Genomic DNA, 20,000 nt, shown 5'->3' with positions numbered 1-20,000 from the left:
TCGTTGACCCAGGGTAGGAAAGACAAAATTCCGCGTCGCCATGGAACCCGATTTGCGAACGGAGCTTGATCCACCACAAGCCAACCCGAATGCGGATCTTTGCAATGGATCAAACTGTATCCAACCCCATGCTCGTGCCATTTGATAAGCCTCTTCTGATTTGTTTTTCCCACCTGCGGTGGGACTTTGTTTATCAACGCCCACAGCATTTGATGACGCGCGCCGCGGCGGATTACGCCGTTGTGTTCTTCGAAGAGCCCGTCTTCGAGCCTGTCCAGACCGCTCTTCTGCGCCGCAAGGCGGTTGCGCCAGGCCTTGAAGTTGTCACTCCGATTGTGCCGCAGCATCAATGCGGGACGGATGTCGAGCGAGCCATCGCCGTTCTGCTTGAGAAGCTCGTTGCCGGAATCGAGCACGACCAGTTGGTGACCTGGTACTACACACCCATGGCCTTGAAGATCACGGAAGCGCTGCAGGAGGATGTCTGCGTCTACGACTGCATGGACGAACTTTCTGCCTTCAAAAACGCACCTCCCGAACTCGAGCGACTGGAAGAGCAGCTCTTCGGCAAGGCCGACGTCGTGTTCACCGGTGGAATGAGCCTCTATGAGTCCAAGCGCAGCCGGCATCCCTCCGTCCATGCATTTCCAAGCAGTATAGATGCGGCACACTTCCATCAGGCGCGCCGGCCCCAGGCAGACCCAGCAGACCAACGGAGCATTGTCCATCCCCGTGTAGGCTTCTTCGGTGTCATCGACGAACGGTTCGACATCGACCTGATGGCTCGAACCGCTGCGGCGATGCCTGAGGTCCAGTTCGTCACGATCGGTCCAGTGGTCAAGATCGACCCGGCCACTCTGCCCGTCGGCTCAAATATTCATTGGCTGGGCGCCAAGCGGTACGCCGAATTGCCCAGATACTTGGCTGGTTGGGACGTAGGATGGATGCCTTTCGCCTTGAACGAGGCCACGCGATATATTAGCCCGACGAAGACGCCTGAGTTCCTCGCCGGCGGGCTGCCGGTCGTGTCGACTGCAATCGTCGATGTGGTTCAAACCTACGGTCGTCGCGGACTGGTCAAGATCGCGGATGCAGGCTCGATGCCAGCTGCTCTCAGCATCGCTCTGCGCCAAGGTCGCGGTCCCATGGCCAAGGTCGACACGTTCCTCTCGGGAATGTCTTGGGACACGACCTGGAGCGCGATGCACGATCTGCTCAAGCCGGCGAAAGTTTTGCGTCATCCGGGTTTCAGGAGCTTGGTCGACCATGTTTGATTGGCTTGTCGTCGGCGCAGGCTTCGCCGGAAGCGTTTTGGCAGAGCGGCTAGCCAGCCAGCGCGGAGAGACAGTCCTTGTCGTCGACCGTCGCAGTCACATCGGTGGCAACGCTTTCGATTGGTACGATGAAGCCGGCATTCTCGTGCATCGCTACGGGCCGCACATTTTCCACACCAACGCTGAACCCATCGTCACTTACCTGTCTCAGTTCACGGTTTGGCGTCCCTATGAACACCGTGTCCTGGCCAAGGTCGACGGTCAGCTTGTACCAATTCCGATCAACCTGGACACGATCAATCGCCTCTATGGGCTCGACCTAACTTCCGAGCAGATGGAGCATTTTTTGGCCAAACGCAGAGAGAGCGTGGAAGAGATCCGCACCGCCGAGGACGTTGTCGTGGGCACGGTGGGGCGCGAACTCTACGAGAAATTCTTCCAAGGCTACACGCGTAAGCAGTGGGGGGTCGATCCCTCGCAGCTGAGCAAATCCGTCACGGCGCGCGTGCCGACACGAACCAATCGCGACGATAGGTATTTCGCCGACACGTTCCAAAGTATGCCGGCGGGCGGCTACACACGCATGTTTCAACGAATGCTGGCCCATCCCAATATCAAGGTGTTGCTGCAGACAGACTACCGCGAGGTCCAGAATGTCATCCCCTATCGGCGCCTCATCTATACCGGTCCAATCGATGAGTTCTTCGATTTTAGGCTGGGCAAATTGCCGTATCGATCGTTGCGCTTCGAGCACGTCACACTCGACACGCCGCGGTTTCAGCCGGTCGCAGTGGTCAACTACCCGCAAACCGAGGCCTTCACCAGGGTCACGGAATATAAGCATATGACAGGACAGCAGCATCCTCAAACCAGCCTGACCTACGAATATCCGACGGATGAAGGCGATCCCTACTATCCGGTGCCCAGGGCGGAGAATGAAGTGCTTTACAAGCGATACGAGGCACTCGCCGCTCAGCAAACCGATGCGATTTTCGTCGGTCGGCTGGCAACCTACCGGTACTACAATATGGACCAGGTGATTGGTCAGGCGCTGGCCGCATTCAATCGCATTCAGAAGGCGGGCGCGCCGCAGCTATCCCTTGCCAAGGGCGTGGCGGGGCAGTCGTAGTGGAAGTTTGGGGCGGCATTGAATGCAGCGTGGTTCGAGTGCGTGGCATAATCCGCGATCAGCTCGCCGAAACCGGGCATTCAAAGCGTATCGGGGATTTGAATCTTGTCGCGTCCCTCGGCATCAAAACGCTTCGATATCCTGCGTTGTGGGAGCACGTCGAGGCGGTTGATGGCAGCGATGACTGGAGCTGGCTCGACCAGCGGCTCCAACGGCTGCACCAGCTCGGCATCGCTCCAATAACTGCCCTTGTCCATCACGGCAGTGGGCCGTGCTGGACGTCCATTCTCGCTCCGGATTTTGCCGAACGGCTAGCCGCGTTTGCCGGTCGGCTCGCAAGTCGATACCCGTGGATAAAGACTTTCACGCCAATCAACGAACCAATGACAACCGCCCGTCTCAGCGGCCTCTATGGCTTCTGGCACCCACACCGGACGGACGAGTCAACTTGCCTGCGGCTTCTGGTAGCCCAGTGCCGTGCGATAGCGATGACAATGTCGGCCATCCGCAAGATCATCCCCGACGCGCGCCTCCTGCAGACCGAGGATGTCGGAAAGATTTTTGCCACACCAGAGCTAGCATATCAGGCTGAATACGAGAACGGCCGGCGATGGCTATCGCTGGATCTGCTTTGTGGGCATGTCGGTCAGTATCATCCGTTCCATCAACGCCTCCTCGACGCTGGTGTCGATCCAGCCCACTTGGCAGAGTTGGAGGGCACGCCCTGCACGCCGGACCTGATCGGCGTTGATTACTACCTCACCAGCGATCGGTTCCTAGACCACCGGGTCGATAGGCACCCTCGAGAACCGGTCGGCGGCAACGGCATCGTTCCCTATGTCGACATCGCTGCTTTCCGTGCCGACGCGCCAGCCTGCGAACTGGGGTTTGCCTCGCGCCTGCGCGAGGTGTGGCGCCGCTATTCTCTACCGGTGGTTATCGGAGAAGTGCACAACGCCTGCACCCGCGAGGAACAGCTTCGCTGGTTCATGGAGGGATGGGAAGCTGCTACCGAATGCGCGGCTGAGGGCATTGACGTACGGGCTGTGACGGCTTGGTCAATGTTCGGCGCCATGGACTGGAATTCCATGATGATGCGCCAGGATGGATACTACGAATGCGGAGTGTTCGACGCGAGGGCGGATCTTCCGCGCCACACAATTATGGCCGATGCCATTTCGACCTTAGTCAACAAGCAATCGTTCTGCCATCCCGTGCTTGCACAGACCGGCTGGTGGCGCGCGCCGCGCAGCAGGTTGGGAAAATCGCCCACGATCCAGCTCAGAGGGTTTGACCGGCGGCTATCGATCCTGGGAGAATGTTGCAGCCGCCGGCGACTTTCAGCGAGGGCGGCGCCCCAGCAGGCAGGATCTCCGGATGCGTGGGTTGAGCTAAGCGTGGGGGGCTCGGGACGCGGCTCGCAAGCTGTCTTGTTTGGAAGATATTGCCGGAGCAAGATGTTTTCGCTGGCGGTGTCTGATAGTGTGGACTGGGTTGCCGCCTGCAACGCATTTCTCGACTTGGTAGTCGACGGCCTTACAGGGTCCTATGAGCTGGTTTCCGCACATCGGGACAACCAGTATCGAATCGCCGAACGCCCGATCTCCCTTGCCGCGACCATGTCGCTTCAGCGCTGATATAGCACTGGTCTTCAACTGATCCTATTGGCCGACTTGCATAACACGCGGACGCAGCGGATCGCCGCTCCACCGCCGTTCCTCGGAAGTTCGTGCTGCCCGAATTCCTTGGGTGCAAGCCGTAGCGGGTCATCTCGGAAGTTTTTCCGCTTGCGCCGACGGGATGAATGCGGCGCCCAGCAAGAGCGATCGATTCAACCTATATCAATGGCTGCAACGTGTGATGTTTCGTTGGTAAGTTACCTGAGCTCGTCAGCGCGGATCTCGCACCATACTGAGGTACGTCGGATCAAATTCCGCGATCTCTTGCAGGCGCTCCCAATCGATGATTGTCAACAACTGATCAGCCCAAGTAATGGCGTCAAGCTTACGAAGTTCGCCTACGATTCGGTTCATATGGACTACCGACAGTCCCAGCACGTCGGCAAGTTCTGCCTGCGTTATGGGTAGACGGAAACTCCGGCCGGCTGTGCGATTTACCACATTCAATCGGACATAAAGTTCGCAAATCAGATGGGCTAGATGGGAAATTTTCGATCGACGCCCCATAGCAACGATCCATTCCCGGTGTATCGCCCCATCGACTAGCGTATCCAACCAGAGAAGGCGCGTAAGGTGAGGCGCCGTCTCTGTAAGTCTTCGCAGTCGATTATGATCGGCGAAAAGCACGCGACAAGCCGACAAGGCGATAATGCCGTGGTCCATTGTCTTCAGCAGGAAAGCGTGAAGGTCGACGAAGTCTCCCGGCACTTGAAGCGACGTGAATTGGCGACCGCCGTCCTCCAGCACTTTGTATCGCGCAGCCAGTCCCTCGACCAGCAGGGTGCTGTAGGTTGGACGGGAGCCCGCAGACACCAAATCCTGACCGATGGCGAAATCACGTCCGATTGATATCGTCTGCGTTAGCAAAGCCCGTTCGGACTCTGAGAGAGCATCATGTTGTTCCAGCTGCAAAAAGAGCGATTCAAGCATTACGTGACCCGAAGTGTATAGGCGTACAATAGCTAACTGCCTTGCCGGATTAGCGAGAAGAGCTGCCAGTCCCAACCTCAAAATGAGCTCGCCGCCACAATCTGGTGTATTTTCCACACAAACGCCAGCAGTGAAGGAACCACGATTCATCGAGCGGATTTATGATGTGGCATCCCGCGGTGATTTCCCGATGAACCGATATTTTTTCGATGTCTACAACAGTAACGGCCAGGTTCTCGATGATGACGGCCAGTTTTTCGAATCGCGGGATCGGGCCCGCGCCGAGGCGCTGCGAATCCTGCATGACATAGCTCGAGATGAGATGCCTGACCGCGACCTTGTCAAGCTCACTGTGAAGGTCAGGAGTGACGGAGGCGCACAGATGTTCGAAGCGTCGCTGATCTTGACGTCAGGCTGGAGCGCATAGACATCATCGCCGAGCTCCGGCCACGACTGGTCGCCAGCAGGCCGCGTAGCGCCGCCAGCGAAGGAGCACCGCCGCAACTTGAAGACCGGATATGCCAGTTCGGTGATCAACTATCGCGCCTCTCGGTGTGCTCACCTTCTTCAGCCCGGACCAACGAATATGCCGAACCATAGAGCGGTTTTTTCCGCCTGACGATGCCCGCGATGTAGATCAGGTAGAACAGCGCCGCCGGAGTTTGGTTGAAGCTATCAACCAAAATGTCGCCGATGTAGCGGCGATAGAGCCGTTCCGACATCGTCGTCTGACATACCGCGTCGATGGCCAGGAAAGCGATCAGGGTTGTCGCGCAGGCCACGGCATATCGCATCATGAAGCCTTCTCTTCGTTTATGTCTTTTATGGACTGGTAGACAATCAAGGCCCTGTCTCGAGCCCCTCCGTGATCCACTATAGGTTTCGGGTAGGCCTTTCCGAGCTTGATGTTGTTGGCCTGCAGCACCGAAGCCGGAGCTTCCCATGGTCGATGGATGTAGTGGTCCGGCAAGGCGGCAATTTCCGGTAGGTGGCGGCGGACGTAGTCGCCCCGAGGGTCGAACTTCTCGCCCTTAAGGACCGGATTGAAGATGCGGAAATAGGGTGCGGCGTAAGCTCCCGAGCCGGCAACCCATTGCCGTTCGACACGGTTGAAAATGCCGCGGCCTTCAACCGCTCATGGCCGAGATTAGCAAACCCAGAATTTGACTACGCATTCATGGGAGGCCGCGCGCCTCATGTCGGATGCCGCCGGTTTGACGACGCTCTCGTGTCGTGTCGCTCACGTGGCGCCATGGGTTCCACCTGACTGTTGATGTCTGCTGAGCCGCAATTTTCTTAGCCGGGCCGTTTTAGCGTCTCGGGCTTTGCGTTCAGCGTCGAGAACCTTGCGTGCTTCACGATCTGCTCTCTCGATTTTCTCCTTATCCACACGCCGCTTTTCCACAACAGGCCTCCTTTATCTGTTGGCTTGTACGTAGATTCTGTCTGCTCGAGCTGGGCTTTCAATTTCATTTGTTAAGCAGCAGTAGCTTCGGCCGAACCAAGCTATGGCCTTCAGACTTGATTCTGATCGGCCTATTTTGCGGCTAAACCGCTGTGCCATTGCTGTTTGAAGGAGAGGTGCAGCGTAACCATAAATGGCAGGGATCAGTCTTGCGTTTAAGTACTAGAAGCCTGCGGCGAGTGCCACGTCCGCGTGGTCGAAGATGGACGAAGAAAACCCTGACTTTTTTGTGGAAGCGCACGCCCTATACTTGGCGGAAGGCAACGGGTACGACTAGGCCCGAGTGAGGCCGCGCGGCTCTAGGCTCTCGGAAGTGCATTGAGCAGCGTGGACAAAGCAGTAATGATCTGCGGCAGGAAGAATGGTTTGGTGATCATTACGCTTTCTGGAACGCCTTCGGCGCCCCAATGGACGGCACTGTCACCACTCATGTAGATCACCGGAATGGTTGGACGGGCTTGCCGCACATGCCTGGCTAAGTCCCAGCCGGATTGTCCGGGCCCTAGCCGAATGTCGGTGATAAGGCCTTTGAACCGCTCCGGCTCAACATTGAAAGCAGCCAACGCTTGGGCTGCATTTGCTACAGCAACGACTTCGAAGCCGGCCTCCTGCAGGGCCGTCTCGATATCAAGCAGGATAAGTGGCTCGTCTTCAACGACCAAAACCGCCCCAACACTCATTTGTCGATGCCCCGCGAGTTACTCCCTACTACGCGTACAACCGCCTATTAGTTCCCGCTAATCGATTGTCGGAAGTGTACTATGAGAAATTGGCGGGCTTACCAGCGCTATCCAGCCGTCGCGGTCACGCCAGTCGCTTCGTGGGGCCATCACAGCTTCTTTCGTCTTTTGGGCCTCAGAAAGCTTGGCTATTAAAATGGTTCCTAGGGAAATTGCCGCTGAATCCAACATTTGTTATTGAATGCGGCGGGTGGGCTGCTCCCGATTTGGCAGACACTTCCAAGGCGTGCCACTCCACCGCCACTAGTCGCTGTTTTTTCGTGATGCACTGGTGTGCCATGAGACAGGATCAGCGACCCACCGATTGATGTCCGACTCCCTCCATCCCGCACCGTTGACACTGATCCTGATCTGAGCCGGAAATGTGCCTTCGGCGATCTTGCGATACATGGTTGAGCGGGACAGGCCGGTCCGGGCAAGGACAGTTCTGCTGCGGATGATACGGTCAGGTTCTGGCATGGCTGGCCTGCCTCCTGCTGGATGCTTCTGATACCTAGTGGGCAGGCATAATGGGGAACCGCAGCCGCGCAATACAGGTTGCCGCCGTATCGTAAGTTGACGTGTTATCGGCGGCAAATCGGATGGGTCAGATTGCGATGTCGCGTCCCCTTCCGAGTCCCAAGCCGTGGCTGAACGCGAGTTCCGCGCCGAGGCGGCGGCCAGAATCGGTTTGAATGCCAAGGTCGCGTTTGCGGTTGGCGAGGAGCGATTCCAGCTGCGGATCGCGTTCGAGGCTCTTGGCCATGTCAGACATCGCCGAGCGCATTGACTTGTAGCCCGACATGTCGCCGGCTTGGTATTGATGCTGGCTTGTCCTTTCCAGCTTCTGCCAACTCTCGACGAAACGGTCGGCGCGGCGGCCGGGATCGATGTCCATCCCGGTGCGGATTTCCGTTTCAAGCTGGAGAGCAAGTACGATGCGGCTGACGCGACCTGCCCCTGCCTCGCGGACAAGTTCGGGATTTTTCACATAAGCCGCTTCGGCATCGCGCCATCCATGCGGCCGCACCTTCTCGAAAGCGCTACGGGCATCCGTCAATTCGCGCATCTGGTCGGCACTGCCTTGCCCGTCCGCATTTCCAGTACTGAGGATAGTGTCGAGCGCGCGCGCGTGACGCACTAGCGCCTTCGTACGCGCGCTACGCAACGCCGCTTCCGCGTCCACCGGCGCATTGGTGTCGCGCGGTACTCCGGTGGTGGGATTCCCTCTGCCAGGCGTCGGGCCTGCACCCCCGATCCGCGCACCAGCATCTTCCCTTTCCGGGCCGCGCCCACCTTCCCGGCCGGGCTCGCCGTCCCCTGGTGAGCGCAACCCGTCCAGCAGTCCGCCGATCCTGTCGCGCAGCTTCTCCGGAACGATCCGGCGCATGATCTCGATCACGCGCTCGCGGAACGTGATGCCGCGCCGCTCGGCATAGCTCTGTGCCGGGTCGACCTGCTCGTAATCCGACGCCATGTCCTTGGCGCGGTCCCGTGACAGCGTCCGGTCCAGCTGCTCCCGCGTACTGAAGTCGTCGCTGCCGTAATGCAGGTCCATCCTGTCTCGATGCCGCGACAGGGCAACGTAGCTGCCATGTGCATCCATGCCCGGCGTGGCAAGCACATGGGTCCTGTCGACGGTCATACCCTGCGCCTTGTGAATGGTCGCGGCATAGCCGTGGTCGATGTGCGCGTAGTCTTTCAGGTCGAAGCGCACCGACCTGTCGTCATCGGTGCGCACAGTCATGCTTCGTGTGCTGACTTCCTCCACCATGCCGAGCGTGCCGTTCTTGACGCCAAGCCCGCGCTCGTTACGCAGGAACATGACGCGGTCGCCGCTGGCGAAGGCCCTTGCACCTCGTTCCACATCCACCTGAACCTCGTCGCCGAGATCGCCGGCAACGCGCAGCCGCTCGCGCGCTGCCTGGTTCAGGGCACGCACCTCGTCGTTTGTATAGCTGAGGATGATCCGGCTTGCCTCTGGATGCGCCTGCCTGTCGCGATCCCAGCGCTCGACGAGTTCAGCTCGCGCTTCGTCGCGCGTTACAGCCTGATGCACCATGCCTTGCGCGTCGTAGGCGCTGATCGCGGCGCCGATCCTGCCGCTTGCCAGATCGCGCGTGGCGTCTCGCTGCCAGTCCTCCCGCTGGCGCCGCACCTGGCCGATTTCGACGCCGCCGTGTCGCTCGTGGATAGAGCGGAATGCGGCGCCGGCCTCGATGGCCTGTAGCTGCTGCGGATCGCCGACGAGAACGACTTTTGCACCAACGTTGGCGGCATGGGAGAGGAAGCGCTCCAACTGGCGCGTGCCGACCATGCCGGCCTCATCGATCACCAGGACATCACGGGCGGTGAGCAAATCGCGGCCCTGTCCCCAGCTATGTTCCATGCTGGCAACGGTGCGAGACGAGATCCCCGATCCGCTTTCGAGATTCTCGGCGGCAATGCCGGAGAGTGCGGCGCCTCGAACCTCGTAGCCTGACGCGGCCCATGCCTGGCGCGCAACGCCCAGCATCGCGCTCTTGCCCGTTCCGGCAAAGCCGACAACGACACCAAGACCGCGGCTGTCGGTGATGTGCGCAAGCGCATCGGTCTGCTCGCCCGAAAGGACAAGACCGTGTTGCGCGGCCCGCGCCAGCGCTGCCTCGCGATGTGCCTCACTCACAGCGTGTCGCTCGTCAAAATCCATACGCTTCGCAGCGCGGTGAAGGCGCTTTTCAGTCTCGATCATCTGCCGGGTGGTGAAGCGATCTTCGCCGCGTCCGTCCTTGCCGAGTTCGACCAGATCGGGTGCATTGCTGATGGACGCCACCACCTCGTTGAACTGCTCCATTCCATCGCTGTGCCGATGCGCAAACTTCGCAATGTCCTTTCGGGTGAAGGTCGATTGCTGATGCGTGATGGCGTCGAGCGCCATGGATGGATCGGCAATGATGCGCGCGCCATTGTTGCGCGCGATCTCGCGATGCAGTTCGGCGCGATCGGCTTCGGTGTCGCCAGCGTCAAGGCCACTGCCCTGGATGCGTTGGGCCGGTGCACCAATCTGCGTCTGCGGCTCCAGGGCAATGCCCTGCGCTTCCAGACTGCGATGATCGATGCGGGCGTCGATGTCGAGTTCGGCCAGACGTTCGTTGGCCAGTTCCGCCCATCGCTCGCGCCAGCGCTCGACCATCTGGGTGGCGTTCCAATCTCGGACCTTCGCCCCGAAACCATTCTCGTCCACCGACCGCATGGTCAGCATGACATGGGCATGCGGTTTGGGACTACCATCCTCTGCCCTGTCCCAGTGCACATTGAGATCAGCGACCATGCCCCGACTGACAAACTCGACTTGTACAAAGTCGCGCGCGAGTTCGATGCCTTGCGCCTGGCTGAGTTCACGCGGCAGCGCAAACTCGACCTCGCGGGCAAGCTGGGCATCCTTGCGGACCTCGACCGCCTGGACATCGTTCCACAGCCTCTCGCGGTCGCGCCAGGCTTCCGGTGCATCCTCCGGCAACATCACTTCGGAATGAACGACACCGCGCTTGGCAGAGAAGTCGTGGCTGCGTTCGATGCGCTCGTCGCGCAGCCGCGAAGCTGAACGGTAGGCGGCTGAAGCGACAGCGCTTGAGCCTGCCTTGCGGCCAATGACCTTGACGTGAAGATGATAGATCGCCATCGCGACAGGATCATTTGCACGTCAAAGCGTACGTCGGCACGACGTATAAGCGCGCCCTCCCTCGAAAAATTCTCGGGATGGACCAGCCCGTCCCGGGCTGTCTCGGCGACCCTGAAGCCTTCCGGCGGACGCTCGCCTATCATGGCTACATCGACAATCGACGGAGACAGCCATGCGCAAACCACGCGACTTCGACGCGGAATTGAAGGCACTGGAGAACAAGGCGCGAGAGCTCAAAACGCGCAAGGTGCAGCAGCTTGGAGAGCTGGTGATCGCCACCGGCGCCGATCAACTCAGCACGGACGAACTGGCGGGCGCGCTGGTCGCAATCGCCGAGACGAAAGACACCGCAAAGCGTGAGGCATGGGCCAAGCGTGGGGTGACGTTTTTCCAAGGCAGGTCCCGGCGAACTGCTCCGGCATCTCAGCGCAACAATCGCAGCGCTGCAGCGCAACCAGGCAGCCCACAATCGCCGGCAAGCGGCAGTGGCTCGCAATGACATGCGCACATGGCAGGTAGAGCGCCGCAAGCGCACCCGGCAATTGATCGAACTTGGCGGTCTCGTCGTCAAGGCGGGCATAGTCGAGCTGACCAATGATGATCGCGCCGTCATCTATGGCGCGCTGCTTTGGATCGCCGACAAGCTGCAAAGCGACGAAGGTACGCATGCGCGAGACCTATGGGTTGCGAAAGGGAGGCAGGCGTTCAATGGTGAACGGCGTGAAGAGCAGATGGGCTGGCGAACATAGTGATGATCGCCGAATAGGGGGCGAGCCGAAGCCGTCCACCTGGTCACACCGAGCCAGCAGCCACTTAAGTCTGAGTGGGTATTATACACGGTCGAGCGGAGCCGATGGAAATTGGTGGCCACTGTGCTGCAGTCGTCAGCTTTGCGAGCCTGCGGCCCTGCTCTGCACAGGCGGCAATGGCGGGGAAGCTAAGCTTACTCTTATAATTCTGTGCAAGAGCCGTGGATTTTACGAAGAAATGTACTATTTGCCTCGTTGGCGGGAACTTGGTGTATTAAAGAAGATCCGATCCAACGCTTCGGATAGCCTCGCTGGCTTTAATGCATCGCATTCCCAAATGATCTCAACTCGCCACCCTGATTGCTCCAGAGCAGCGGTAGCGATGGCATCGCGATACAAATTCCGAGCGAATTTCCGCTCCCAGAATTGTCTATTTGTGACGGGGTGGGTTGACCGAGCACAACCAAAGTGGCGGTGCCAAAAACAGCCATGCACAAATATGGCCACCCGATGTCGCGTGAAAACCAAATCGGGACTGCCGGGCAGATCGCGGCGATGCAACCGAAATCGTAAACCCCTGGAATGCACGGCTCGCCGGACTAGCAACTCGGGCGTCGTGTTCTTGCTTCTAACGGCCCGCATGTTGGCACTTCGTTTTTCTCGATCTTCCATGGTGATTCACCACGCCTTCCGCGAGACCGACGACCGTACGCGACGTTGCAGGGCGGCTGTCAAGGTCCGAGTCTCCGCGTAACGGATCCTCTGCAAACCTGATGAGAGGCGGTATCTCCGCGCCGGCAACCGTCGGCGCTGCAATGAAGAACGGCGTATAAACCGCAGTCCCGTGCGCGCCCACGATAAGGGACGATTGTCGCGCGCAGGACGAAGGAAATTCGCCACGCTGCGGGCGGTGAACAGGACAGCCGTAAGAACGTCAGCATCGCGCCGGCCGCAGGACGGGACGCGGGACCGACTGTATCCGTCCGCGGCGGTCCGCATTTGTTTCGCCAGGATGGAAGCCGACCGGCCGACATCGCGCGCAATTCCAGTTCTCGAAAAGTACGGCGGCCGGCCGGCGACGACGCTTTGTCTTCGGCGACCAAAGGCATTGTCGCCGCTCGACTTATCTCGCTCAGCCGCAGCAACGAAGCCAGAATTGGTAGTTCGACGGGTGGGGAAAGGCGGTAGCGCTCTTCCGAGGAACGCCCGCACAGGGTGTCGACCAAGCCAGCAACGCCGCAGAATCGCTTCCGCAATTGCCTCATGATCTCGAGAAACGCTACTCTATTCGGCCCTTCACGAGGGCGCGTAAGCGCAAATGACCTCCGACTGGGGCTGGCAACACTAACGGAGCCCAAACCGCCTTCTTCGTGTGAAATCACCTTTTCACTACTCTCTAAGCCGCCTGCCAGACTTGGTTCAATATTCGCGCAGCAAGAGCAGCTTTGTCTTGCGGCAAAAAGCGACCGTAGTGGTGGGCCACCATGTCCGGCGTGTCTTGGATCGCGTAACTTGCCTGCTCATATGACCCGGTCTGCTTCAGGATATGCGTTGCCAGCACGTCGCGAACATTGTGCGGGCCGTGAGGGAGAAGACCGGGGATCGCGCCTCGTCGAGTATATGGATTGTAAATGCCATATCGCTGGGTGGTCAGCCGCCACGCCTCGTAAAATGTGTTTCGATCGTATTCGGCGTCCTTGCTGGTCGCCTTCACCGTTTTGATAAAGAAGGTGCCGGGGTCTTCCATTCCTCCAAGCAGCACTCGGCGGTGCCGATCGATATACGCCTGGATGTGCTCGTATAAACCAGCCAGGTTCGGCAGGACGAGACGAAACGGCTTGCTTCCGAAAAAGGATGAGTTCGCGTTTTTGAACGCTATCGAAGGAATAAGCACCTCCCAACCGTTTTCACGTTCGCTCCAACGTAGTTCACCGCGCTTCATGTCGGCTAGCTGACGCTCAGACCTTGGCAGCCTCCCGCGTTCACTGAGCATGAGCTGACGCAGATTCTTCTGCCGCAACCCAAGATGCAACCCTAACCGAAGCATCAGGAATGAACGAACCGCCTCGGCGGCAGGACGGCGATGAATGCGTTCATCTGGCATGAGCCGAACAATCTCTTCCGTTATCTTTCGATACTCGCCAACGGGGCTATCGGCCTCCAGCACAGGCATAATTGGTTCAAAAGGATCTCGGTGCACACGCGCGATACGCTGGATCTCCTTCACGCGGGAGGAGGCGTGCTTGAAGTAGACATCGCAGGCGTCCTCCCAGTCCCCGCGGGCGCGATCAACGTCGGTCTGTGAAACCAGTCCGTTAACGGGACGGATCCGCGACGCTAAGTGAGGTTGCTGTCTAAGCCAGCCCGTGTCCTTGCGAGTGAGCGCGAGAGAAATTCGCAGCATGTCCACCTCCCAGGCAGTGTAGAATCCGCGCCGCCTCTCGCGCCATTGCACATACCAGTCCCAAACAGAGGGGAAGACGAGCAGGCCAAAGGTCAAATGCTGCGTCGGAACGCCATGGCCGCGTACTGGTCCGCGCGGATGCGCGGCTAACGCACCGAACATCAGACCGAGATGCTCAACTTTCTGCGATGCCGTCTCCTCGCCCCAAACACCGTTGCGCTGCAAACCGAACGCAGTGAGCGTCGCGGTCTTGAAGCGGATCAAATCCGCCATTTCCATGCCAAGCATAGGCGGCGCATCGATGACGCCGGAGTTCAGGTCGGGGTCGGTGAACAGGGCAGCATCATCGTCCTGTTGCTGGCGCTGACCTCGATAGCCGTCATTTGCAACATCCGACTGACCATAGGTGATACCCGGGAAACGAATGGCGTAACGCTGTTTCAACGCGGCCGCCTGGAATCTCCGGTAGTCAGTTGATCCGCTGATAATTACGCGCCGAACCCATTCCAGAATCTCTTCCTGCTCCTCGGGACATCGCGTGTTGAAGTCGTCAGGCAGGTGCCACGCAAGCCGACGGCGTTCAGCCGGGCCGATATCATCGAGAATGTGGCCGGAGGCGGAGCGCGTCTGAAGCGGGAGTCTCGCTTTAAAATACCCTGCTGGAAGACGATAACGACGCTCGATCCGCGCTAGCACTTCCATGCTCGCCACGCTGCGCGGCGATTTTGATCCCTGGAGCCAATGACGAATTGTCGAGCGGTCCAGACTCTCGTCGTCTCGGACAACAGCACGATGAAGATGCCAATAGCTGTCGCCATGGCGGCGCATCTGGAAATCCAGCGCCGCCTGGAAGCTGGGGTGATCAGACGCTTCCTCGAAAAGTGGTGGTGGGAACTCCTCGATAGCGCGCGGTTTCATGCCGGACTTTTGCCGGTCGACCGCTACTGCAGGCTCCCGTTCTGACCGCTCGAGCTTCTTTTGACGACTTGGAGCTGGCGCCTTCTCTGCCGGCGGTTGCGGACGTTCCCCCTCATGACGCTGCGGTTTAGTGTTGCGACGGCCCGCGATGGTCGCGCGCTTCGGCGCAGCCTTCGTATTTCGAGCGATCGCGTCCAATGCTGGTTCGATTGCGGTCCGGGCAGATCGCAACGTTTCACCGTCGAGATCGCAACAAATGCCGATTTCTTGCCAATCATAGCCGCGCAGTTTTCGCGGCGGTGTTTTAGCACAGGAGATCAGGTTCAGCAGAAACGCTCTGATGCGGGCACTTTCTTGAGGGGGAAACAGTGGGTCGAGATGGATACGGCAGAAATCAGAGATTTTGCGCGAGAGCAGTCTGGTACGCGAAGTTTCAGTCATGCGGGCAAGCGATGGGGTTTGTCAGCGTCTGTGGGAGGAGTGCACGCACTTACGCGATTCTTGTCGCTTGGAAGCACCAAAGCGCATGTGTTTACTGAAATTTCGAGCACGACGTGGAACCTGATAGCGCCACGTCAGACCTCGTCCGACTTAGACCCGCAGTGAGGGCGTGATCACATCCCCAAAAGGCAGTTTTCATGTTGCGGCCGCTCTCGCGAGCGCGCGCAATTCGGCTGGTGCAGCATGGCAGAAAGTTCGAAAAGCTTCCAAGAACCCCAGGAAAACTGGATGCCGATAGATAATTAACCGTCGGATTCTATTGCATCCACGCGCTAATCGCTCATGCAGACATTCCTCGGGTGGTTCGAGTGCATCAGCTTCTTGCGCTTGTGAAAGGCGCTTGATCGCCATCGCTTGCCCGTAGCGATAGCGCCTGCATTGTTCAAGGGCGGCCGCCAGTAGAGCCGACGTTAGCGCAACGGCCAGTTGGTGCTGGAAAGCGCGCGCCAGCCGCGATTGGCGGCATCACGCACAAGGTTGGCGGCACGCATGGCTTCTACCGAAGTCCGCGCGGCGCGGAACTCTGCCCTATCGAGGAAGTTGCCGGCGACCCACCGCTCAACATAAGCCCGCAATCGCCAAAGAGTGCTTTCGGCAAGCAAGGCCAGCGTTAAAGCCCAATCCTTGGCACGATAGCGGGTCAGCTTGCCAAGCAAAATACCGGTGGCGCGCATCTCCCTCAGTTCGGGAGTGGCGGGTTCCTGCCAGATCCGGTTCAAGAAGCTGAATGTCACATTGATATGCGAGCGAATGTCGGCATCTTTGGTGCCGACATAGTCGGCAAGCGCATCGAAATCCCGTAGGTCGGCGCTTTGATCCGCCTGCCAGATCAAAAAAAGCGTCTCGGCGTCGAGTGAGACGTGGCCGTGGCGCCGCCAAGCCAGCTTAACCGCCGCTTCGGCGTAACGTTTGTGGTTGATCAGCCCGGTCTCACGCGCAAACGCCATGGTCGAGTGCAACCAGACTCCGTTGACCCCTGGCCCAGACGCCGCAGCAGCCATCTGGCGATAGAACAAATCCTCCGACAACAAAACGTAGCCTGTGGCGGCGAGATCTGCGGTGTCGAGCACATCCATGCCAAACGTATCGGTGAGGCTGACTGCCAGCGCGGAGGGTACATCGGGCGCGGTCGAGGGCAGGATTTCACAGGCTCGCTCGATCTTGTCGATCTGTTCGGTGATGAAGGCATTGCGGGCCTTCACATCCTCACGCGTGAGGATCTGGCGGATATATTGCCCGTTGTGCCATCCGATCGTCATCGAACGGCGACCGGCGCTGAAATCATCTTCTTTGCGCAAGGCCCACAATTCATCGAGGTTCGATTGCGGCAGAACCAGCTTGCCGAAAACGTCCTTCAAGATGTCGAAGACATCCATCGTCGCAGCCGTCCACGCCGTGTAGCTGTCCAGAACTGCGCCGGCGGCGCGATGCCGGTCCAGTACCTGACGAGCGGCATCGCCTTCCGGTGTGTTGCCGACACAGGTTACGATGTCCCGCTTGAGCGAGCGGATATAATCTGCAAACCCGATGCTGTCGCCGCCAAGCTTCGACGCCACCATGGCCATAGGCAGGTGCTGAAGCAGGTAGAGATCGGCAAGCTTGCGGTTGCTCTCGGCGACGCGCCTCACCTCATCCAGCGCCGGCTGGACATCGGCTCCCTTCATTCGGATCGTGTAGAAGCCCTTGGCGTCGGGAAAGCGGGTCTGGAAATTCGCCATCACGTCATGCAGGGCATGGAGATATTTGTGCTTGATCTCCGCGACGCGCCAGGTGGCGTCGGTCCCAAACGCAGCCTCAATGATAAAGGTCTGGCCAACCTTCAGGCCCATCGCGGCAGCAGCGAGCGGGTGAGACTGGCTCACCAAGCCTTCTGTCGGCCGATCGGCGCCCTCCGCAACCACAAAGGCATGCGATTGTCCGGCATCGTTTTCGAGCCGCACCCAGGCCTGGAGTCCAACGACACGTGGCCGGGGGGTTTGACGCCCGTTCGGATCGAGCATCATCAGTCCGAAGTAGCGCAGCGCAACCTCGGGATCATTGCGTGCGTGCTGCAAGACGTTGTAGCCGAACTCCAGGGCCGTCTTGGCCATGCCGCTGGCAAAGAGCTGTTGAGCTAGAAACATTTTCTGCCCGGGGCTGCCCTCGACGGCCGCTAGGTCGAGCTTGGCCAGAAGGGGCTTGATTTCGGAGGCGCGGCCGGCACGGCGCAGGGTTGCGAACAAGGCCAGATAGTTGGTCAGGTCAGGGCTGGCTTCGATCGCCCGCCGCAGAGCGCTTTCCGCTTGTTTCAGGGCACCACGATTTAAATGCAGCAAGCCTTCTGCATGCAGATAGATGGCTTCCTGCTTCAAAGAAGCCGGAAGCCTTTCGAAGAAGCGTACGGCGCGCTGGCGAATGGGTTGGTCATTGACAAAAGCCCCCGCCAGCACACGCAGCATTTCGTGATCGTGGTCCTCTGCGACGTAGCCGTCGAGTAGATCCGCCACGACGCTGGCATCGCCGCGCTTCCAGGCATGCATAGCCACCATGTGGCGCGCTGAAATGTGGCTCTCGGAGTCGATGCACGCGAGCGCGCCGCGATAGGCGTCTTCCGCCACACGATCGATGCCCTGGGATCTGGCGAAATCGGCGAGCAGAATTGCTGCGCGCGGCTCGTTGGCGAGCCCAGCGGCGATTGCCTCGAGCTCAGCCTCGAGATCGGTTGGTCGATTCAGCTTGAAGCCGGCAAGACGTGCCGCTGTGGCCATCAGAGCGCGTTCGACAGGGGGAATGGTCTCTTGCTCAGTTCGCCAGATGCGCTCGATTTCAGCCCAGTTGCCCTTGGCGGCGCGATAGCGAAAACGCAGAACCGTTGCTTCTGGACCCGGCGGCAAGAGCGGCATGACCTGTTCGGCCAACGACTCGTCATTCGCCTCGACCGCGACAAACATCGCCCGGCTTGCCAGCTAACCGTCATCCGGCAACGCAGCCAGCCCCTGGCGAGCGACGGTCAGCGCCCTCGGCAAGTCGTCCAGTGCGTGATAAGCGGCAATCAGGTTGCAGCAAAGCGATGCGTCTTCGGGGCCGGGAACCCCCTCCGATGACATCACCTCATCCCACAGAGCCGACAAGACGGCGACCGCCTTCACGATCTTGTCGTGCTGTGGCGGAGAAAGCATCTGCAGTTGCCGGAAATGCGGGTCATTCAGGGTCTCGTCGAGGTCGGCCTCCGCGGCGAACTGGCGAGCGTGCCGATCATCCGGAAACGCAGCATAAGCGTCTCGTGCTGCTTGCCACCATTGCGGGACCTGGCCGCGCTGCCGCAGCACGTCTATGTTTGCGACCGCAACGGCAAGCGAGCCCTTGAGCTGAGCTGGAACCAGGTCGAGCGGGTCAAAAATGTCGGCATCGAAGCGCGCGGCCTGGACGAGATAGCCGGCTAGCCCCTCATTTGCCTGATCGGCCGCCAGCTTTTTCCTGCCCCAGTCGAGGAGCTCCAGGCCACGATCCTGCAAAAGCAGCGATAAGGCCTTGTTGGCGATTGCCTTTGGTTCCTCCGGTGCCTGGTCAAAAGCGTCGGATAGCATCTTGGCGCATTTTTCCTTGTCGCCAAGGGCGAGCAGGCATGCGCCAATATTGGCCTTTATGCGAAACAGAATCCTGCCCGATGCGAAGGAAGCGACGCGAGCCAGCAGCCGCTCCAGAAGCGGCAGCGCGGTACGCGGCTTCCCGCCATTGGCAAGATTGCGGTATTCGTCGATCTCGGCATCGAGCTGCGCCTCCAAGGCTCCGCCGGTGCCGGTCGCATCGCCGCCCGCGAGGTAACGCGCCTCAAGACGGGCAAACCGCGCATCCAGCCCCGCGTCCACTTGCGCTAGGCCGCTGGCCAGCTGATTGGCTATGTCGCGTTGCCCGATAGTCACCTTCTCGACACTCTCCAGGATCTTCTCGCTGAAGGCGCCATAACTGGGATCGAATTCCTTCCTTGCGTCAGCATCCTCGCTGATGCGCTCCTCGAGCGTGTTCCAGCCCCAAACATAGATCAGGATGGACCGGCCACTGGCTTTCTGCTCGATGGCGAGCTCGCGCGCCAAGTCGTGCAAAGCCACGTCATCGGGTGCCGTGGTTATGATGAAGTATTCCCTGAGCTGCGGCTTGAAGGTCAGTGCCTTGAAGACCTCCTCGCGCACTTCATCGGCAGTCAGGACTTGCCCATCGCCCTTCAGCTTGCACTGGATGCCCACCGGATGTGCCGGATCGCCGTTGCGAATGCCAACCAGGTCGACGCCATTTTGCCGCTGGCCGCGCCTTCCATTTCGCTGCACGTTGGGATCGCCAAGCGGCATGCGCGGGCGCACAAGCCGGAACGGCGGAGGGCGCAGAGGAGATGGCGATCGCGGTATCGAGGCGAATCATGTTTTCGAGGCTAAAGCGCCGGTGCGCTTTGCGCTACTATCTTCACCTCAAAACCCGCATCCTGTCGGGACAGCTAAACCAGTGATAATGTCGTAATATCAGCTATTTAAGAGGGCCAGCCCGCCGCCTTGGCGGCAACGATCTCTATCGACTCTCCTGACGCAGTGTCTGCTTTT

Annotated in this window: 16 protein-coding genes and 1 pseudogene; 6 read left to right on the top strand and 11 right to left on the bottom strand. The window is 59.4% G+C overall.

The window, feature by feature from the left end:
• Window positions 1-104 precede the first annotated feature (104 nt).
• The gene (locus AC07SZ_RS29920) at window positions 105-1,274 is read left to right on the top strand and encodes a glycosyltransferase family protein (protein ID WP_494917093.1); all 1,170 of its coding nucleotides are present in this window, start codon (window positions 105-107) and stop codon (window positions 1,272-1,274) included.
• Window positions 1,267-2,403, top strand: a complete 1,137-nt coding sequence (gene glf, locus AC07SZ_RS29915; RefSeq protein ID WP_494917091.1) for a UDP-galactopyranose mutase — start codon at window positions 1,267-1,269, stop codon at window positions 2,401-2,403. The genes AC07SZ_RS29920 and glf overlap by 8 nt, the downstream gene beginning before the upstream one ends.
• Window positions 2,404-2,483: 80 nt before the next feature.
• On the opposite strand, the gene AC07SZ_RS29910 is transcribed toward glf, so the two are convergent.
• Complete coding sequence (locus AC07SZ_RS29910) at window positions 2,484-2,660, bottom strand: hypothetical protein (protein ID WP_494917090.1); 177 nt, start codon at window positions 2,658-2,660, stop codon at window positions 2,484-2,486.
• A 237-nt stretch (window positions 2,661-2,897) separates the two neighbouring features.
• Here AC07SZ_RS29910 and AC07SZ_RS29905 point away from each other — a divergent pair, with 237 nt between their 5' ends.
• On the top strand, window positions 2,898-4,040 hold the full coding sequence (locus AC07SZ_RS29905; RefSeq protein WP_494917088.1) for a hypothetical protein: 1,143 nt from the start codon (window positions 2,898-2,900) through the stop codon (window positions 4,038-4,040).
• A gap of 252 nt (window positions 4,041-4,292) precedes the next feature.
• On the opposite strand, the gene AC07SZ_RS29900 is transcribed toward AC07SZ_RS29905, so the two are convergent.
• A complete protein-coding gene (locus tag AC07SZ_RS29900; RefSeq protein ID WP_172351868.1) occupies window positions 4,293-5,012 on the bottom strand; it encodes a Crp/Fnr family transcriptional regulator in 720 nt (239 codons plus the stop codon).
• 82 nt (window positions 5,013-5,094) lie between these two features.
• Between AC07SZ_RS29900 and AC07SZ_RS29895 the strand changes: the two genes are divergently transcribed.
• The gene (locus AC07SZ_RS29895) at window positions 5,095-5,439 is read left to right on the top strand and encodes a DUF6894 family protein (protein WP_494917085.1); all 345 of its coding nucleotides are present in this window, start codon (window positions 5,095-5,097) and stop codon (window positions 5,437-5,439) included.
• Window positions 5,440-5,545: 106 nt separating this feature from the next.
• Here the strand turns inward: AC07SZ_RS29895 and AC07SZ_RS29890 are convergent, their stop codons facing one another.
• The 5 genes and pseudogenes from AC07SZ_RS29890 to traA form a co-directional block, all read right to left on the bottom strand.
• Window positions 5,546-5,809 (bottom strand): DUF2177 family protein, encoded by a 264-nt coding sequence (locus AC07SZ_RS29890; protein ID WP_494917084.1) that lies wholly within the window; start codon window positions 5,807-5,809, stop codon window positions 5,546-5,548.
• Window positions 5,806-6,123 (bottom strand): annotated as a pseudogene (locus tag AC07SZ_RS29885) (FAD-binding domain-containing protein); the annotation flags it as partial. The pseudogene AC07SZ_RS29885 and the gene AC07SZ_RS29890, both read right to left, overlap by 4 nt.
• A 653-nt stretch (window positions 6,124-6,776) precedes the next feature.
• Complete coding sequence (locus tag AC07SZ_RS29880) at window positions 6,777-7,157, bottom strand: response regulator (RefSeq protein ID WP_494917082.1); 381 nt, start codon at window positions 7,155-7,157, stop codon at window positions 6,777-6,779.
• Window positions 7,158-7,460: 303 nt separating this feature from the next.
• Entirely contained in the window at window positions 7,461-7,676 is a 216-nt protein-coding gene (locus tag AC07SZ_RS29875) for a helix-turn-helix transcriptional regulator (protein WP_494917081.1), read from the bottom strand.
• A gap of 127 nt (window positions 7,677-7,803) precedes the next feature.
• The gene (gene traA, locus AC07SZ_RS29870) at window positions 7,804-10,857 is read right to left on the bottom strand and encodes a Ti-type conjugative transfer relaxase TraA (RefSeq protein ID WP_494917079.1); all 3,054 of its coding nucleotides are present in this window, start codon (window positions 10,855-10,857) and stop codon (window positions 7,804-7,806) included.
• Between the two features lie 172 nt (window positions 10,858-11,029).
• Between traA and AC07SZ_RS29865 the strand changes: the two genes are divergently transcribed.
• Together AC07SZ_RS29865 and AC07SZ_RS29860 are read left to right on the top strand one after the other, a co-directional pair.
• Window positions 11,030-11,356 (top strand): conjugal transfer protein TraD, encoded by a 327-nt coding sequence (locus AC07SZ_RS29865; RefSeq protein ID WP_494917078.1) that lies wholly within the window; start codon window positions 11,030-11,032, stop codon window positions 11,354-11,356.
• A gap of 1 nt (window position 11,357) precedes the next feature.
• Window positions 11,358-11,606 carry a conjugal transfer protein TraD gene (locus tag AC07SZ_RS29860; RefSeq protein ID WP_494917076.1) on the top strand — a complete coding sequence of 83 codons (249 nt, stop codon included), beginning with the start codon at window positions 11,358-11,360 and terminating at the stop codon, window positions 11,604-11,606.
• A 243-nt stretch (window positions 11,607-11,849) separates the two neighbouring features.
• Here the strand turns inward: AC07SZ_RS29860 and AC07SZ_RS29855 are convergent, their stop codons facing one another.
• The 4 genes from AC07SZ_RS29855 to AC07SZ_RS29840 form a co-directional block, all read right to left on the bottom strand.
• The gene (locus AC07SZ_RS29855; RefSeq protein ID WP_494917074.1) at window positions 11,850-12,278 is read right to left on the bottom strand and encodes a very short patch repair endonuclease; all 429 of its coding nucleotides are present in this window, start codon (window positions 12,276-12,278) and stop codon (window positions 11,850-11,852) included.
• A 724-nt stretch (window positions 12,279-13,002) separates the two neighbouring features.
• Entirely contained in the window at window positions 13,003-15,369 is a 2,367-nt protein-coding gene (locus tag AC07SZ_RS29850; protein WP_494917072.1) for a hypothetical protein, read from the bottom strand.
• Window positions 15,370-15,839: 470 nt separating this feature from the next.
• The gene (locus AC07SZ_RS29845; protein WP_494917070.1) at window positions 15,840-18,359 is read right to left on the bottom strand and encodes a PIN domain-containing protein; all 2,520 of its coding nucleotides are present in this window, start codon (window positions 18,357-18,359) and stop codon (window positions 15,840-15,842) included.
• 15 nt (window positions 18,360-18,374) lie between these two features.
• Window positions 18,375-19,733 carry a hypothetical protein gene (locus AC07SZ_RS29840; protein WP_494917068.1) on the bottom strand — a complete coding sequence of 453 codons (1,359 nt, stop codon included), beginning with the start codon at window positions 19,731-19,733 and terminating at the stop codon, window positions 18,375-18,377.
• Window positions 19,734-20,000 lie beyond the last annotated feature (267 nt).

Source organism: Mesorhizobium sp. GW821-FHT07A06 (assembly GCF_059419085.1).
Note: the sequence above shows the minus strand (reverse complement) of the source record. Positions and strands in the feature narration are given on the sequence as shown.

What these genes read in the sequence shown, in the direction of transcription:
- AC07SZ_RS29855 (WP_494917074.1), bottom strand. Translation starts at nt 12,278, where the DNA reads ATGGAAGATCGAGAAAAACGAAGTGCCAACATGCGGGCCGTTAGAAGC.
- AC07SZ_RS29850 (WP_494917072.1), bottom strand. Translation starts at nt 15,369, where the DNA reads ATGACTGAAACTTCGCGTACCAGACTGCTCTCGCGCAAAATCTCTGAT.
- AC07SZ_RS29845 (WP_494917070.1), bottom strand. Translation starts at nt 18,359, where the DNA reads ATGTTTGTCGCGGTCGAGGCGAATGACGAGTCGTTGGCCGAACAGGTC.
- AC07SZ_RS29895 (WP_494917085.1), top strand. Translation starts at nt 5,095, where the DNA reads ATGAGCTCGCCGCCACAATCTGGTGTATTTTCCACACAAACGCCAGCA.
- AC07SZ_RS29875 (WP_494917081.1), bottom strand. Translation starts at nt 7,676, where the DNA reads ATGCCAGAACCTGACCGTATCATCCGCAGCAGAACTGTCCTTGCCCGG.
- traA (WP_494917079.1), bottom strand. Translation starts at nt 10,857, where the DNA reads ATGGCGATCTATCATCTTCACGTCAAGGTCATTGGCCGCAAGGCAGGC.
- AC07SZ_RS29865 (WP_494917078.1), top strand. Translation starts at nt 11,030, where the DNA reads ATGCGCAAACCACGCGACTTCGACGCGGAATTGAAGGCACTGGAGAAC.
- AC07SZ_RS29880 (WP_494917082.1), bottom strand. Translation starts at nt 7,157, where the DNA reads ATGAGTGTTGGGGCGGTTTTGGTCGTTGAAGACGAGCCACTTATCCTG.
- AC07SZ_RS29900 (WP_172351868.1), bottom strand. Translation starts at nt 5,012, where the DNA reads ATGCTTGAATCGCTCTTTTTGCAGCTGGAACAACATGATGCTCTCTCA.
- glf (WP_494917091.1), top strand. Translation starts at nt 1,267, where the DNA reads ATGTTTGATTGGCTTGTCGTCGGCGCAGGCTTCGCCGGAAGCGTTTTG.
- AC07SZ_RS29890 (WP_494917084.1), bottom strand. Translation starts at nt 5,809, where the DNA reads ATGATGCGATATGCCGTGGCCTGCGCGACAACCCTGATCGCTTTCCTG.
- AC07SZ_RS29905 (WP_494917088.1), top strand. Translation starts at nt 2,898, where the DNA reads ATGTCGGCCATCCGCAAGATCATCCCCGACGCGCGCCTCCTGCAGACC.
- AC07SZ_RS29860 (WP_494917076.1), top strand. Translation starts at nt 11,358, where the DNA reads ATGCGCACATGGCAGGTAGAGCGCCGCAAGCGCACCCGGCAATTGATC.
- AC07SZ_RS29910 (WP_494917090.1), bottom strand. Translation starts at nt 2,660, where the DNA reads ATGGACAAGGGCAGTTATTGGAGCGATGCCGAGCTGGTGCAGCCGTTG.
- AC07SZ_RS29920 (WP_494917093.1), top strand. Translation starts at nt 105, where the DNA reads ATGGATCAAACTGTATCCAACCCCATGCTCGTGCCATTTGATAAGCCT.